Origin of the sequence: Ornithinibacillus caprae (assembly GCF_009728145.1) — a bacterium.
GTDB lineage: Bacteria > Bacillota > Bacilli > Bacillales > Amphibacillaceae > Ornithinibacillus > Ornithinibacillus caprae.
This window is the reverse complement of the sequence record NZ_WOCA01000018.1, coordinates 28,205-44,925: the sequence shown is the minus strand read 5'-3', so window position 1 is coordinate 44,925 and position 16,721 is coordinate 28,205. Positions and strand designations below refer to the sequence as shown.

General features: G+C 37.6%; 11 protein-coding genes, 1 pseudogene and 1 riboswitch. Of the genes and pseudogenes, 8 read left to right on the top strand and 4 right to left on the bottom strand.

The genetic code is table 11. From position 1 onward, the window contains the following. The first annotated feature begins 70 nt into the window (after positions 1–70). Entirely contained in the window at positions 71–544 is a 474-nt protein-coding gene (locus tag GMD78_RS17690) for an alpha-galactosidase (protein WP_155670748.1), read from the top strand. 190 nt (positions 545–734) lie between these two features. Here GMD78_RS17690 and GMD78_RS17685 read toward each other — a convergent pair whose 3' ends face one another. After that, a complete protein-coding gene (locus tag GMD78_RS17685) occupies positions 735–1,886 on the bottom strand; it encodes an acyl-CoA dehydrogenase family protein (protein ID WP_343042422.1) in 1,152 nt (383 codons plus the stop codon). A 207-nt stretch (positions 1,887–2,093) separates the two neighbouring features. On the opposite strand from GMD78_RS17685, the gene GMD78_RS17680 reads away from it, so the two are divergent. Both GMD78_RS17680 and GMD78_RS17675 read left to right on the top strand, forming a co-directional pair. Beyond that, positions 2,094–2,951 (top strand): chemotaxis protein, encoded by an 858-nt coding sequence (locus GMD78_RS17680; protein WP_155670746.1) that lies wholly within the window; start codon positions 2,094–2,096, stop codon positions 2,949–2,951. Between the two features lie 423 nt (positions 2,952–3,374). Continuing rightward, the gene (locus tag GMD78_RS17675) at positions 3,375–4,928 is read left to right on the top strand and encodes a Na+/H+ antiporter NhaC family protein (RefSeq protein WP_155670744.1); all 1,554 of its coding nucleotides are present in this window, start codon (positions 3,375–3,377) and stop codon (positions 4,926–4,928) included. Between the two features lie 100 nt (positions 4,929–5,028). Here GMD78_RS17675 and GMD78_RS17670 read toward each other — a convergent pair. Then, positions 5,029–6,650, bottom strand: a pseudogene (locus tag GMD78_RS17670) (amidohydrolase). Between the two features lie 148 nt (positions 6,651–6,798). Then, positions 6,799–6,974: riboswitch (Lysine riboswitch) on the bottom strand. Between the two features lie 227 nt (positions 6,975–7,201). Here GMD78_RS17670 and GMD78_RS17665 point away from each other — a divergent pair. The 4 genes from GMD78_RS17665 (at position 7,202) to GMD78_RS17650 (ending at position 10,685) form a co-directional block, all read left to right on the top strand. After that, positions 7,202–7,582, top strand: a complete 381-nt coding sequence (locus tag GMD78_RS17665) for a DUF4870 domain-containing protein (RefSeq protein WP_246187693.1) — start codon at positions 7,202–7,204, stop codon at positions 7,580–7,582. 1,154 nt (positions 7,583–8,736) lie between these two features. Continuing rightward, positions 8,737–9,063 carry an ArsR/SmtB family transcription factor gene (locus GMD78_RS17660; protein ID WP_155670741.1) on the top strand — a complete coding sequence of 109 codons (327 nt, stop codon included), beginning with the start codon at positions 8,737–8,739 and terminating at the stop codon, positions 9,061–9,063. Between the two features lie 164 nt (positions 9,064–9,227). After that, positions 9,228–9,743, top strand: a complete 516-nt coding sequence (locus tag GMD78_RS17655; protein ID WP_155670738.1) for an SRPBCC domain-containing protein — start codon at positions 9,228–9,230, stop codon at positions 9,741–9,743. A 30-nt stretch (positions 9,744–9,773) separates the two neighbouring features. After that, a complete protein-coding gene (locus GMD78_RS17650) occupies positions 9,774–10,685 on the top strand; it encodes a VOC family protein (protein ID WP_155670735.1) in 912 nt (303 codons plus the stop codon). Between the two features lie 129 nt (positions 10,686–10,814). Here the strand turns inward: GMD78_RS17650 and pflA are convergent, their stop codons facing one another. Both pflA and pflB read right to left on the bottom strand, forming a co-directional pair. Further along, positions 10,815–11,564: a pyruvate formate-lyase-activating protein gene (pflA, locus tag GMD78_RS17645; protein WP_155670733.1), complete on the bottom strand. Its 750-nt coding sequence runs from the start codon at positions 11,562–11,564 to the stop codon at positions 10,815–10,817. Positions 11,565–11,679: 115 nt separating this feature from the next. Next, positions 11,680–13,917, bottom strand: coding sequence for a formate C-acetyltransferase (gene pflB / locus GMD78_RS17640; protein ID WP_155670730.1), 2,238 nt, complete (start codon positions 13,915–13,917; stop codon positions 11,680–11,682). A 429-nt stretch (positions 13,918–14,346) separates the two neighbouring features. Here pflB and GMD78_RS17635 point away from each other — a divergent pair, with 429 nt between their 5' ends. After that, positions 14,347–16,653 (top strand): penicillin acylase family protein, encoded by a 2,307-nt coding sequence (locus GMD78_RS17635; RefSeq protein WP_155670813.1) that lies wholly within the window; start codon positions 14,347–14,349, stop codon positions 16,651–16,653. Positions 16,654–16,721 lie beyond the last annotated feature (68 nt).

Here is a 16,721-nt window from a genome sequence, read left to right as displayed (position 1 = left end):
TTACTACTTTAATATTTATCCTTATGTCTGAATACATATAGTACAAACCATACGTTAGGACGGGGTCTGAATGAAACGTAACGATAACAAGGTTTTACAACTTATTATTTTACTTCTAGTAGTAGCAGTTGTTGTGGCACTATTTATTACTTTATTTACCTTTCTTTTTAAGTCATCTAAAGAACAAGCAAAAGAGACGGTCGAAACTTTCTATGCCTATGAACAAAATGGAGCATTTTCAGAATCATGGGATATGTTTCATCCATTGATGAAGGATAAGTTTTCGAAGGAACATTATTTACAAGATCGTGCTCATGTTTTTTTAAATCATTTTGAAGTAACCACGTTTGATTTTTACTTAGAAGATATTGAAAAGCTTACAAATTGGGAGATGGAGGAAGGTACAGAAATAATTTCAGAAGTGTATAAAGTTCCTGTTGCTCAAGTATACAAAGGTAAGTATGGGAACTTTACCATTTATCAAAATGTATTTACTACTGAAATAGATGGAGAGTGGACGATATTATGGAGCTATCAGAAATAATTGGTAGTTCCTTATGAATCTATTACGTTTAAATAAATAATACTCTCCTATAACCCTTTAACGCCACTGAGTTGCAAAGTAAGATTCCATACAAAAACAAACGTTGCTGCTTTTTGAGTAACGTTTGTTTTTATAGAATAAGAAGTATAAACTATGATTTTTTGCTATTAATCTAAAGCTATAACCCCAGTTAGTTATTGTTAATGGCTTGGTCAGCAAGTTGCATAATGGTCATATCATCCATTGGTGGGTTATGCAGTCCTGCCCGAACATCCCGATAATATCGTTGTAACGGATTTTTTTCTGATAGGCTTCTTGCACCAACAATACGCATCGCTAGATCAACAACTTGAATAGCATGATTAACGACAGATAATTTAACTGCACCAAGCTCTGTCTTCATTGTCTGGCGAGTATCGTGGTCGCTCTCATCCCACTTTTTCGCTACTCCATAAAGAAAGTGATCACTTTGCATGGTAAGTAACGCCATTTCCCCAATCTTTTGCTTAACAGTTGGAAGTTCAGAAATTGTACCATTGATACTATTAGGTGAATAGGATGAAGCAAATTCAATAGCATAATCCATTGCTGCCTTAGCAATACCGTTATAGCAAGCAGGAATGTGTAATAACCATCCAGTTGCGGACTGGTTCCTCGTAGTAATTGTTTCAACGAGGTCGTCCTCGTTTACAGTAACATTATTTAAAATTAAATCGTGACTTCCAGTTGCTTTCATTGCAATCGAATCCCAGGTCTCTTCTATTTGTACCCCATCAAGGTTTCCTTTTACTAGAAAATTCCCAATATCATCTGTATCATCTATACTTGCCCGCACAATAATGTAGTCAAGAACAGGCGCTAATGTTGTAAAGGTTTTTCTACCATTTATGATCCACTTATTTCCTTCTTTTTTAGCAGTAGTTTCAGGTTTTCCTCCTCTTGCAGGGCTACCTGTAGCTGGTTCAGTAGCGGCACTATTTAGCAGGGCACCTGTTTCGATCACGTCTTTTGTAAATTCTTTGTATTTCTCTTCCTTCCAAACTTGGTTTTCTCCTATATGTTTGGTAATTCCCATATGCCAACCAATAGCGAGTGCAGTAGAACCATCAGCTTTGGCTATTGTCTCTTGTAACTTAAGAAATTCATACAAGGATATCCCGAGCCCTCCAAATTGGTTTGGAATTGTTAAAGCAGGATAACCAATTTCCTTTAAGTCGTTAAAATTCTCAAAAGGAAAGCTCCCTTCTTTGTCATATTTATCTGCTCTTTCCTTGAAAGGTTTTACCTTTTGAGCTAAGGCTTGAACTCGTTCTTCTACTGTAGCTAATTCTTGTAATTTCACTATGCCATCCCCTTAAATCTGATTAGTTTAATCGGAATTATACATATATTATTTCACTCGCTACAGAAAAGTTCAAACTAAAGGCAAAATCCATGGATGTACCTAGTTAAAATAGTACTATCAGCCTCTTAAAAAAATATACTATTTGCGTATAATGATACTAACATCTTTGGTATGGCAGACAGTAAAATCAATAGGGGGAGTACGATGAGCCAAAAAGTAGCTATTTTGATTCTTCATGGAGCAGGTACACCCGAAGAAGATTTTGCAGATGATTTTATGGACCGTCTATCTTATCGAATAGGCAAAAAATTAAAGGTTAAAAATGTAGAGGAACATGTTGTTTTTGAACCTGTTTTTTGGTCGGCGATTTTTGAACCAGAACAGGAGGAATTATGGAACAGATTAAAAAATAGTGCTAGCTTAGATTTTAAAAGAACGAGACGGTTTGTACTAGAATTTTTGGCAGATGCTGTAGCCTATCAACCGACACTGCTTGAAGACCAAAATTATGACAAGGTACATGCTTTAGTAGCCGAAGCTATTCAACGCTTAAGAGAAAAAGCAGGGGACAAAGCTCCGCTATGTGTTATTAGTCATAGCTTAGGGACGATTATTGCTAGTAATTATTTTTATGACCTGCAATATAAACAGGAAAATATTGGTGCCAAAACAAAGCTTCATACAAATGATACTCCGATTGAAAAATGTCATACATTAACACTATTCTATACGTTTGGTAGTCCAATGGCGATGTGGTCATTGCGTTATATTGATTTTGGATATCCCATTCATGTTCCATCCTCACTGATGAAAAAATATCACCCTAATATAAAAGGGGAATGGTTAAATTTTTACGATAAGGATGATGTGTTAGCTTTTCCCTTAAAAGGAATTAATGAAGCTTATGATCAGGCTGTAACTGAGGATGTCGCAGTAAATGCTGGAGGGATTTTTACTAGTTGGAATCCGCTATCACACCTTAAATATGATACGAATAGAGAGGTAATAAAACGTATTACAAATGGTATTGTACGTACATGGAAAAAGGTAAACGATCGGTAAATAGCTGTTTAGAGAGACAGTTAGTTTTTAAAACTTTTTAAAGGAATGAGGATCTGCTTCACTAACTTCGATAGATTCTCATTCCTTTCATTTGCAGATAGGAAAGCATAGACTTTCCTATCCTGCATAAGACATTTACCATAAAGACCCTACGAATGCCAAGTTTTACAAAAATTTCCTACTAGCATTAATAAAGGACGCTTTAAATTCTTTGTTTGAAAAAGAAAACAGTTTTTTAAAAAATTGCCTCCCAAAAATGCAGGACATAGTCCACTGTATGTAGAAATATAATATAATGAAAATTCGTTATATTAAGATTTGAATACGCTTACAACAATTTGCTACTCAAATCTTTTTCATCAATAACAAAAGGAGGGTAGCTGACTGTGTAATTAAATTTTTAAATAGAAAGGAGTAATGAAAATGGAATTTGGTGTTCTTTCGTTATTACCACCGTTACTAGCCATTGTATTAGCGCTTGTTACTCGTAATGTTATTCCAGCTTTGTTTGCTGGTGTTTGGTTGGGCGCAACGATGGTACATGATTGGAATCCGTTGATGGGCATCTATGCCAGCTTTAGCGAATTTATCTTACCTAATCTAGGTGATGAGTGGAGTGCAACAGTATTACTTTATTGTGGATTGTTTGGAGTACTTGTGACGGTTCTACAAAAGACAGGTGGAGCTCACGCTATTGCACATGCAATCTCTAGAAGGGTAAAATCAGACCGTGGTGCACAGGGGTCAACAATGCTTTTTGGTATTATTATTTTCTTCGAAGATTACTTTAATGCACTAACTGTTGGTAGTGTTATGCGTTCTGTAACCGATAAGATGCGTGTTTCACGGGAAAAGTTAGCTTATATTGTTGATTCTACTTCCGCTCCAATGTGTTTACTTGCACCAGTTTCTACTTGGGTTGTGTTTGTTATGGGGTTAATTGGTGCACAATTTGTGGAGTTAGGTATGACAGGTTCGGAGTATATGACATATCTTGGAACCATTCCATTTAATTTTTATTCAATATTAGCTCTATTACTTGTAGCAATCGTCATTTATAAGAGATGGGACTATGGCCCAATGGCAAAGGCTGAGCATCGGGCAAGAACAGAGGGGAAATTGTTGCGGGATGGTGCAGAACCACCTTCCGATGATTCGATGACAGATGTACAGATGGTGGATGGTCATACACCGAAAATGCGAAACTTAATCGTTCCATTAGTTGTGTTAATTGGATTAATTCCACCTTTATTATTATGGACAGGTGGATTTCCTGAAAATGATTTAGTAACGGCAGTAGGAGAATCAAGTGGAGGCTTGTCAATCTTAATGGCAGCATTTGCCGCCGTAATTGTTGGCCTTCTAATGGGCATGCAACAGAAACTATTTAATTTTAAAGAATCAATTAATCTAGTAGTTACAGGGTTTAGAAGTATGATGCTAGTTTATATCATTTTAACACTTGCTTGGTCGATAGGAAGTGTGACATCTGCACTTGGTACAGCAGATTTCATCGTGAATCTAGCGGAACAAACTACAGCGCCAGCGGTTATTCCAGTGTTATTGTTTATCGTAGCTGGTATTGTTGCCTATACTACCGGTACTTCTTATGGGACATTTGCCATTATGGTTCCAATTGCGATGCCGCTAGCTGCATCCATGGATATCTCGATGTTTTTAGCGATTGCAGCCGTTCTAAGTGGTGGGATTTTTGGGGATCATTGTTCACCGATTTCCGATACGACTATTCTTTCATCAGCTGGGGCATCGAGTGATCATATTGACCATGTTAATACACAAATGCCTTTTGCGATTACAGCAGGCCTAAGTGGTATTGCTTCATTCCTAATTGCGGGAATCACTGGCTCAGCAATTATAGCACTTATTGTTGGAGTAGTAATTCTTGTCATATTAGCTTATCTCTTTAACCGAACATGGGGACTCAAACAAGCCGATGAATTAAAAGCCTCAGCTTAAAAATAAAGAAGTAACTACTTTTTATATTGCGGTAGTTACTTCTTTTCTATTATTATAGATTTTCATTAAAGATTGTACTATATAACGTTGGATAACCTTTCTAACAAGTTTCCTTTAATTGTGTTTCTTCTGCTTTATTGTATTTTATGTCTCCACCGATAATCGTCATTTCGATATCAGTTTGTAATAACTCATCGGCATCTTCCATCGTAAACGGATTTTTAGAATAAACCGTCATATCAGCTAATTTTCCTCTAGAAATTGTTCCTTTTGTGGTTTCTTCATTGGTTGCGTAAGCAGTTAGTTCTGTAAATAGACGAAATGCTTCATTCATGGATAATTTTTGTTCTGGATTATATTCCATATACGTTTCATCAGGAACTCTTCTCGTAACAGCAGCATGAATACCTAATAATGGATTTACTGGTTCAACTGGCGCATCTGACCCACCAGCACAAATAACACCAGCATCCAATAACGATTTCCATGCATAGGCAAGAGGTAATCGTTTTTCACCAAGACGTTCCTGTACCCAAGGGAAATCACTAGCTAAAAATCTAGGCTGAATATCCGCAACACGACTTGGTTTAGCAAGTCGTTTAATTAAATCTTCGGTAACGACTTGTGCGTGAATCAGCCGATCACGATAAGTTACTGTCGGAAATTGATCAAGTATATCTAGAATATTCTTAAGTGCTTGATCGCCAATGGTATGAACCGCAATAGGCATTGATAAATCACGAGATCTTTTTACAATGTCAAATAGTGTTTCCTGGTCGTACATTGCTTCACCATAGTTTCCTGGATCATCTGCATACTCCTCAGATAATAAAGCTGTTCTTCGGCCAAATGCACCATCAGCAAATAGTTTTACTGCTCCAATAGTTAATGTATCGTTACCATATCCAGCATACATTCATCACGTAAATCCGGAAGAAATTCATGATTAATTAACAGGTTAGAACGTAAACCAAGATTTTCTTCATTCAACAATTCATCGTAAATACGGTAGGTTTGATGCAACCCACCTAAAAATAGAGGGTCATTAGAATGTACGCTCGTTAAGCCTTGTTTGATGGAAAATTGTATAGCTAGTCTCATAGCATTCTTTAATTCTGAAAATGATTTTTTAGGAATATGTTGTAAAAAGATTTCTTTAGCTGACTCTAATACCAGCCCAGTTGGCTTTTTCGTTACTTCATCAAGAACGATTTTACCGCCTTCAGGAATACTGATATTTGGATGATAATGACTCACTTCTAATGCTTTACTATTTACAACATTGGCGTGACTGCAAATTCTAGCAATTAAAAGTGGGTTTCCTGGTGCTACATAATCTAGCTCTTGAATAGTTGGGATAGAACCATCCGAGAATAAATTCTCATCCCACCCAAAACCTAGTAACCATTCACCTTGGCTAAGCGTAGCTGCTTTTGCTTGAATTTTTCCTAGCATTTCCCGTTTTGAAGTAATGCCTGTAAGGTCTAGATTAATAAACTTATCTGCAATCATGGATAGATGAAGATGGCTATCTACTAAACCAGGTGTGACAGTTTTGCCGTCAAGTGAGATTACTTCCGTGTGGGCATTGTTCCAATGAAGTAACATATTCTCTGTAGAACCCATGTCAATAAAGCGACCACTTTCTATTACAACAGCTTGGACAGTTGGTTTGGTGGAATCAAACGTGTAGATATTTCCATTGGTATATATTTTTCTCATGGTGTACCTCTCCTTGTATTTTACTTTGTACACTGGAGAGAAAAACTGAATGAAGGGCATGGAACAATGCATAGTGGGCTTTTTAAGCACAAAAAAACAACGATAGAAAATAACCACCATTGTAAAACAATATACGTTATCCTCCATTTCGATCAGTAGTTCTCCATGCACATGACTCGCATGACAGTATGACTCTTATTCAAAGACATCCCAGCGATAATAAGTTTGACCCTTATTATGCTTCGGCAACAAATCCTTTCATCAACTCTCATCGTTGTCATTCTCCTGTTAATTACTTATATCTGCTGCACCTCTACCTCACCGATCTAATGAGGTCTTATATGAAATTGAGTATATATTATCAGAATTTAAAATGTAGTACAAGTTATTTTAAATAGAAAAGTCTCTTTAAAAAAATGTAATCATCCATTTTTAAGAAAAATATAGAAAAATAGTGGTAAAATTGAACTATTTTGAATTTTGCTTCATATAATTGTGTAACGTGTTTTTTGAATTCATTAAGCGTTAAAAATGTAAAGGAGGTCTTTGAAATGTCTGATGAAAAAAATGAAAATGTAGAAGAGAAGGTGGAAGATGCATTTGAAGAGCAAGACAGTTCAACATTAGAGGATGTGAAAAACAATAAAGGAATGGCTATTTTAGCTTATATTGGATTCCTTTTTATTGTTCCACTTCTAGCCGCAAAGGAATCTAAGTTTGCGATGTATCATACCAATCAAGGACTGGTTCTGTTTATTATAGGTTTTGCAATATATATTGTGGGATCAATCATTCCAGTTATTGGTTGGCTATTAATATTGCCATTAGGTAGTCTGTTTTGGTTAGTGTGGGCGGTTATAGGAATCATCAATGCAGCAAACGGGCAAGAAAAATCACTGCCTTTGATCGGAAAGATGCAAATCTTAAAATAGGAAGCATGCTACTGAGTATGAGAAAAACGGGGGAATGTAGTCTGTACGGATTTTAGCTCTATCCAAATTAGAACCTATACTTAACACTTGGTAAATCCAAGTGTTTTTGTTTTTAGAGCTGTCTTTTTCAAACTAAAATGGATCGAAAACACTAGAACGGTAACTCATCGGGGTGATGAGTGCCCAAAAGCAGATCGGAAACTCTGAAACGGTAACTCATCGGGGTGATGAGTGCCCAAATGCTGATCGAAAACTCTGAAACGGTAACTCATCGGGGTTATGAGTGCCCAAAAGCAGATCGGAAACTCTGAAACGGTAACTCACTCATCGGGGTTATGAGTGCCCAAATGCTGATCGAAAACTCTGAAACGGTAACTCATCGGGGTTATGAGTGCCCAAAAGTGGATCGGAAACTCTGAAACGGTAACTCATCAGGGTTATGAGTGCCCAAATGCTGATCGAAAACTCTGAAACGGTAACTCATGGGAGTGATGAGAGCCCAAAAGCAGATCACAAAACTCAAAACGGTAACTCATGGGAGTGATGAGAGCCCAAAAGCAGATCGGAAACTCTGAAACGGTAACTCATCGGGGTTATGAGAGCCCAAAAGCAGATCGGAAACTCTGAAACGGTAACTCATCGGGGTTATGAGAGCCCAAAAGTGGATCGGAAACTCTGAAACGGTAACTCATCGGGGTTATGAGAGCCCAAATGCTGATCGAAAACTCTGAAACGGTAACTCATCGGGGTTATGAGTGCCCAAAAGTGGATCGGAAACTCTGAAACGGTAACTCATCGGGGTTATGAGAGCCCAAATGCTGATCGAAAACTCTGAAACGGTAACTCATGGGAGTGATGAGAGCCCAAAAGCAGATCACAAAACTCAAAACGGTAACTCATGGGAGTGATGAGTGCCCAAAAGTGGATCGTAAAACCCAAAACGGTAACTCAACGGCGGAGTGCTATAAATAGGTATTTTATATTATCTTTAAAAAAATCTCTATATTCCTTGACAGGAATATTCCTAATGTGGAATAATGGATTCAACAACAAAGTCGACATAGTTAAGTTTAAAAACTCAGAGGTGGTATTCTACAAGTAACAACATGCGCCTTTTATTTTGAGAAAATCCACATGTAAGGAGAGAATGCAACATGAACGTACAAACATTTAGTGCACTGGCTGAACCCAATCGTCTTGCCATCGTCGATCTTCTTCTTGATGAACCGCTCCCGGTAGGAGAGATTGCGGAGAAGCTAAAGCTAAACCAGCCCCAAACTTCGAAGCACCTTCGCGTTTTAAGCGAAGCTGGTCTTGTCGAGGTTCAGGCAATGGCTAATCGTAGAATATATAAGCTAAGACCAGAACCACTTCAAGAGTTGGATAAGTGGCTTGACTCCTACCGTCGAATGTGGGAAGCGAAGATGGATCGGTTGGATGATTATCTCAATGTACTACAGGGGAAGAAACCACTTAATTGATGACTAGTTAGCAAACATTCGCAAAGTCTCTTCGATAAATTAGATGAAATTATTTCAATTAATACCACCCAATTCAGAGACAATTAGTCATCCTTGACGAAGGAAAACTTTGCTGTGTAGGAAAAAGGAAATGAAAGATTAACTAATTGAATGGAGGAATTAGAATGTCAATGAATGAATTAAAGTCTAGAGTAGAGGGCGATCAGGTGTTAATACTGGAACGCACTTTTGATGCACCCCGCGAACTCGTATTTGAAATGTTTAAAGAACCTGAGCATCTCAAGCATTGGTGGGGACCAAGCGGCTGGGACCTTCCAGTTTGCAAGATTGACTTCCGACCAGGTGGTACATGGCATTTTTGTATGAAGTGTATTGACCAAAATCAAGGAGAGTATTATGGTATGGAGTCATGGGGAAAAGTCGTTTACAAGGATATTATCGAACCAGAGATGATTCGTTACACTGATTACTTCTCTGATGCTGATGGTACTATCAACGAAACGATGCCATCATCTGAGATCACTTTAGAATTCGTCGATCTGGATGGAAAGACGAAACTAGTTAATCGTGCTGAATATGTATCTGCAGAAGCTCTCAACACGGTCATGGACATGGGAATGTTACAAGGAATCGCCGAAACTTGGAACCGTCTAGAAGAGCATCTTAACGAGGTAAAATAAGTACCATTCATTTGAAAGGAGGAGATATCAATGATAGAACAAAAAATTGTCCCACATTTATGGTTTAATCAAGAAGCAAAAGAAGCTGCACAATTCTATACATCCATATTTCCAAATTCTAAAATCACCAATATCACAACGATTCATGATACACCATCTGGTGATAGTGACACCGTTTCTTTTAATCTCGCGGGATATTCATTCATGGCTATAAATGGAGGACCACATTTTCATTTCAATCCATCGATTTCTTTTTTTGTAAATTTTGATCCTTCTAGAGATGAGAACGCTAGGGGAAATTTAGATCAACTTTGGGAAAAGTTGTCCCAAGGTGGTACTCCACTTATGCCACTTCAAGAATATCCATTTAGTAAGCGCTACGGATGGATTCAGGATAAGTATGGCCTGACATGGCAACTGATTCTCACCAACCCAGATGGTGAAGAACGACCATTTATCGTACCTTCATTGATGTATGTGCAAGATGTGTGCGGTAAGGCAGAGGAAGCCAGTGATTTTTATCTGTCTGTTTTCAATGAGTCAAGACGAGGGAGTATCGCACGGTACCCAGCAGGCATGGAGCCGGACAAAGAAGGGACATTGATGTTTACAGATTTTATGCTAGAGAAACAATGGTTTGCTGCTATGGATAGTGCTCAGTCGCATACCTACAAATTTAATGAAGCCATTTCACTTTTAGTCCAATGCGAAAATCAAGCAGAGATTGATTATTACTGGGAAAAGCTATCCTCAGATCCAAAAGCAGAACAATGTGGGTGGTTGAAAGATAAGTACGGTGTCTCTTGGCAAATTTGGCCAGAAGTTATGAGTGAAATGATGGCAAATGGGACAAACGAACAAATGGATCGATTAACAAAAGCATTTCTTAAAATGAAAAAATTTGATATAGAAAAATTAAAAGAAGCATTTAATGGTAACTAAAAATTATGTTACTGGAATAAATATGAGTATGAAAAAGCTGTTTAACGCCAGCTTTTTCATACTCATAATGGTTAAACTCTATGCTCAGTTAGTTATGAACGAATAGTTACTACACTCAAGTTTTCAAACTTATCCTACTTTCCATGCCTTAATGGATCTTGATAGAATAGCTTCTGCATTTCTTACTCGATCTGCGGTAGGGGGTTCAACACCTTCTAAAGGATATTCATATCCTAAAGCTTCCCATTTGTAAACGCCTAATTTGTGGTAAGGCAATACTTCTACCTTTTCTACATTGGGTAGAGTTTGAATGAAATCAGATAAATTGTATAGGTCTTCATCAAAATCGGATTTTCCTGGTACAAGCACATGGCGAACCCAAATAGGGACTTCTTTCTCAGCTAGATAATTAGCGAAGTCTAGAATATGTTCATTGGATAGTCCAGTCAATTTTTTGTGTTTAAGTGGATCTATTTGTTTTAAATCTAGTAAAACTAAATCAGTTAGACTAAGAAGTTCATCTAATGATGTTAAGAAGGATGGAGAGCGTGAAAAACATCCTCCTGAAGTATCAATTGTTGTATGAATATCATATTTTTTAAGTTCTTTAAACAGCTCAACTAAAAATTTCGTATGCAAGAGTGGTTCTCCACCACTCACAGTAACACCACCGCCTGATGCTTGAAAGAAGGGAAGGTAGGACGTTATGTCTTTCATTAATTCTTCGACCGTTACTTCCTTACCATCACCCATTTTCCATGTGTCTGGATTATGGCAAAATTGGCAACGCAACAAGCACCCTTGCATAAATAAAACATAACGTATTCCAGGACCATCAAGTGTCCCACAAGTTTCAACAGAATGAATTCTACCTTTCATTTTGAAATCCTCCCCTTATTTGGCAGATGTAACGAAGGCAATCTACATAAAGACTTGGCCGGTGCCTGTCACTTGTCGAAAATCGACAAGTGACAGGCACTCCTCGAATAAAATGCTAGCGGCTTTCGTGGAATGTGCGGTTGATGACGTCTATTTGTTGTTCTCTGGTTAGTTTGATAAAGTTAACCGCATATCCGGATACTCGGATTGTTAACTGAGGGTATTTCTCAGGATGATCCATTGCATCTAATAAGGTCTCCCGTTCAAAAACGTTAATGTTTAAGTGGTGTCCCCCTTTGATGGTATAGCCATCTAATAAACCTACTAGGTTTACTTTTCTTATGTCATCATCTCTTCCTAATGCTTTTGGTACGATGGAAAATGTATTACTAATTCCATCCATAGAATAGTCGAATGGCAGTTTAGCAACCGAAGTTAAGGATGCCAGAGCACCTTTGGTGTCGCGTCCATGCATTGGGTTTGCTCCTGGTGCAAATGGTTCGCCAGCTTTTCTACCATCTGGCGTTGTACCAGTTTTCTTACCATAAACCACATTAGATGTAATGGTTAAAATAGATTGTGTTGGTACAGCATTACGATAGGTTTTATGTTGCTTAATTTTATTCATGAATCGTTTCACGAGATTAACTGCAATTTCATCAACACGATCGTCGTTATTTCCGTATTTCGGAAATTCACCTTCAGTTACAAAATCAACTGCTATACCGTGCTCATCACGAATCGGTTTTACTTTTGCATATTTGATTGCACTTAATGAATCAGCTACCACAGACAATCCAGCAACACCACAAGCCATCGTACGGAGCACCTCTCGGTCGTGTAATGCCATTTCTAATCGTTCGTAGCTGTATCTGTCATGCATATAGTGAATGACATTCAATGAATTGACATATAAACCGGCAAGCCAATCTAACATATTGTCATATTTACTTATCACTTCCTCATAATCAAGATACTCAGAAGTAATTGGTTCATAGGAAGGTGCTACTTGAATACCTAATTTTTCATCTTTACCACCATTAATTGCATATAATAATGCTTTTGCTAGATTAGCTCGTGCACCAAAAAATTGCATTTGTTTACCGATTTCCATAGGTGAAACGCAGCAAGCAATACCATAATCGTCTCCGTAGATGTCACGCATAATATCATCATTTTCATATTGTATGGAGCTAGTTTGAATGGACATGTTCGCGCAAAAACGTTTAAATTTATCTGGTAATTTTTCAGACCATAATACGGTTAAGTTAGGCTCTGGAGCAGGTCCCAAATTTGTTAACGTGTGTAAAAATCTAAACGAGTTTTTGGTAACAAGTGGTGTACCATCCTTAGAGATACCTCCAATGGATTCTGTTACCCATGTTGGGTCTCCGCTAAATAGTTCATTATAATCTGGTGTACGAGCAAATTTGACTAAACGAAGTTTCATAACAAAGTGATCAACTAGTTCTTGTGCTTCCTCTTCGGTCATCACACCATTTAGAATATCCCGTTCCATGTAAATGTCTAAGAAGGTAGAAACTCGCCCCAGACTCATAGCTGCACCATTTTGTTCTTTAATGGCTGCTAAATAGGCAAAATATAACCATTGAAAAGCTTCATGTGCATTTGTTGCTGGTTCTGTAATGTCATAACCATACAGATTAGCTAGTTGTTTCAACTCTTGTAATGCACGAATTTGCTCCATTGTTTCTTCACGGTCACGAATGACGTCATCAGACATGACACCATTTCCACCAATGATCGCTAAGTCATCTTGCTTTGCTTTGATTAATCGATCGACACCGTATAATGCCACTCTTCGGTAGTCACCTATGATACGGCCACGTCCATAAGCATCCGGCAATCCAGTAATAATCCCTGCTTTACGTGCTAGTTTCATTTCTGGTGTATATGCATCAAATACCCCTTGATTATGCGTTTTTCGATAATCAGTAAAAACATGCTCTACATCTTCATCTATTTCGTAACCATATGATTCTAAAGCGGCTTTTGCCATTCGAATTCCACCAAATGGTTGAAGTGATCGTTTGAATGGTTCGTCTGTTTGAAAACCAACAACTTTTTCAACTTCTTTATTTAAATATCCTGGACCATGAGATGTAATGGTAGAAACAATGGAAGTATCCATATTTAGGACTCCACCATTTTCACGTTCTTGTTTTGTTAAATCCATTACTTGTTCCCAAAGCTGCTTCGTGTTTTCTGTAGGACCAACTAAGAAGGACTCATCCTCTAAATAAGGGGAGTAGTTTTGAATGATAAAATCACGTACATCAATTTCTTTTTTCCATTTTTCTCCTAAAAACCCTATCCATGCTTTTGTAGCCATTTAAATCCCTCCAACTTATTAATTAATTTGTGAAATAATGAGCAATTCAAATCAAAATAATTACTTTCTTAAATACATAATAACATGTATTCCAAAATATCATTGTGAAAAATGTAACAAATTTGTGTAGATTTCTGTTTGTCTTATATTACCAGCATTTTAAGTTAGTTAATCTGTTATAATGACAGCAGTTTTTGAGTGAAACAGTATACGAGGTAGTATGTTTTTAAGAATAAGGTGCACATCACAATACATAAGGAAAATAATGAATGATCGTTCATTATATGATATAATACATTTAATTTATCTGAATTTTAAGAAACGAAAAAGGGGGAAAAGTATTTGAATCAAGCGGAACGTGTATTGACTGAGCCGAAAAAGAAGAGAAAACGAAATTGGAAGAAGTATAGTCTTATCATAGCTGGAGGTATGCTGATCATAACTATTACAGCGTTCCTTTTTGTAAACGGATACATAAACAAATCATTACCTAAGATAGAAGGAACAATTACCCTACCAATGCTAGAGGATGAAGTTTTAGTTATTACAGACGAGCATGGAATTCCACATATTAAAGCAACTAGTGATCATGATTTATATATAGCACAAGGATATTTACAGGCTCAAAATAGAATGTTTCAAATGGAATTATCCCGTAGACAAGCCTCTGGAACGCTGAGTGAAGTTGTCGGGGAAGCAGCTGTTAACCAGGATAAATATTTTCGTACCTTGGGATTAAGAAGAGCAGCAGAAAAATCATATGATATATACTCAGAAGAAAATAAACAAGTTTTAGAGTGGTTTGCAAATGGAGTTAATGCATATATGGAGGAAGCAATAGATACAAATAGCTTACCAGTTGAATTTTTGCTGATGGGAGCAAACCCTGAACCATGGACACCAATTGATTCCTTGACTATAGGTAAATTTATGGCTTTCGATTTAGGGGGGAATTGGGAACGACAAGCATTTAATTATGATGCATTGAATCGATTCGACGAAGAAAAAGCATATGAATTATTTCCAAACTATCCCGAAAGCAAGCCAACGATTATTGGAGAAGATGAAATTGATATAGCAGCAAGTTTTGAACATGCCGTGATTCCACATGCATTTAATGGTAGTAATAACTGGGTTGTTAGTGGGGAAAAGACGGATTCTGGACTCCCATTACTTGCGGATGATCCACACCTTGGTTTAGCTACCCCGTCTATATGGCTCCAAATGCATTTGGAGACGGACGACATGAATGTAAGTGGCGTTATTTTCGCTGGAGTACCAGGAATCATTTTAGGTCATAATGATCAGATAGCATGGGGAGTAACAAATACAGGTCCAGATGTACAACAACTATATATTGAAAAGCGAAATCCTGATAATCCAAATGAATACTTATATGAGGAGCAATGGGAAGAAGCGACGATTATTGATGAACCAATCCGTGTAAAAGATGGAGAAACAATTGATTATCAAGTAGTAGAAACGAGAAATGGACCAATCGTTTCTGAATTTGCTGAGGATAGTGGGAAAAATACGGTTTTATCCTTACGTTGGACAGCATTAGATCCAACAACTGAATTAGAAGCGATTTTGGAAATCAATCGTGCATCCAACTGGGACGAGTTTGAAAAAGGATTAGAGAAATTCCTTGTCCCTGCACAGAACTTTGTATTTGCTTCAACGGATGGGACGATTGCTTATAAAGCAAATGGGCTTATACCGATATACCAAGAAGGGGAAGATGCGCTATTACCTTTACCTGGTTGGGAAGCAGAGCATGAGTGGCAAGGCTATATTCCATTCGATGAATTACCGCGTGTTGTGAATCCAGATAAAGGATTTATTGCTACGGCAAATAATAAAATTATTGGTGAGGATTACCCGTACCATATTAGTAATGTTTGGGCACAGCCATACCGGTTTGAACGAATAGCGGAAGTATTAGAAGACACGGATCGGCTAACTGTAGAAGATATGCAGGCACTGCAAATGGATATTACTAATTTGCAAGCTAGGGAGTTTGTTCCATTATTTATAGAGACATTAAAAGATGTTGAACTAGGATCGAATGAAGAACGAGCTTTAGCTTCATTAGAAGAATGGAATTTCATGGATCATGTCGATTTTGAACAACCATTAATTTTTCATCATTGGCTGGATGAAATGGAAGCTATATTATATCACGATGAAATTCCTGAAAGTGTTATGGGGTTGTTTGGCAGTCGTGGACAAACAACCGATGAACTACTTCGAAAAGCAATAAAAGGTGAAACGTCAATTTGGATCGAGGAAAACGGAGGAATAGAATCGGTTTTAAAAGATTCCTTGGAAAATACAATTAGGAAGCTTTCCGAATCGTACGGGGAGGACGTTACCACTTGGCGCTGGGGGGATTTTCATCATGTACATTTTGACCATCCATTATCCGGAATCCATCCCGTTCTTGCTTATTTCTTTAATCGAGAGGATCCTCTTCCAGTCGGGGGAAGTGCTGTGACACCAATGGCAGCAGCATATAATGCAAACACGGGTGAAGTAAATCATGGAGCCTCATGGCGATTTGTTATTGATACAAGTGACATGAATGTTGGATATCATATTGTTGGACCAGGTCAAGAAGGACATTTTCGAAGTGAATGGTATCACGATCAATTAGATAATTGGGTTCATGGTGAATACCATGTTACGACATTGAATCCGGAGGAAGGGAAGACGTTGCAGTTAGTACCAGAGTAATTCCGTATATATTTGTTCAACCATCAAAAACTAGAGAGGAACAGAATTATTTCTGTTCACAAAACCCA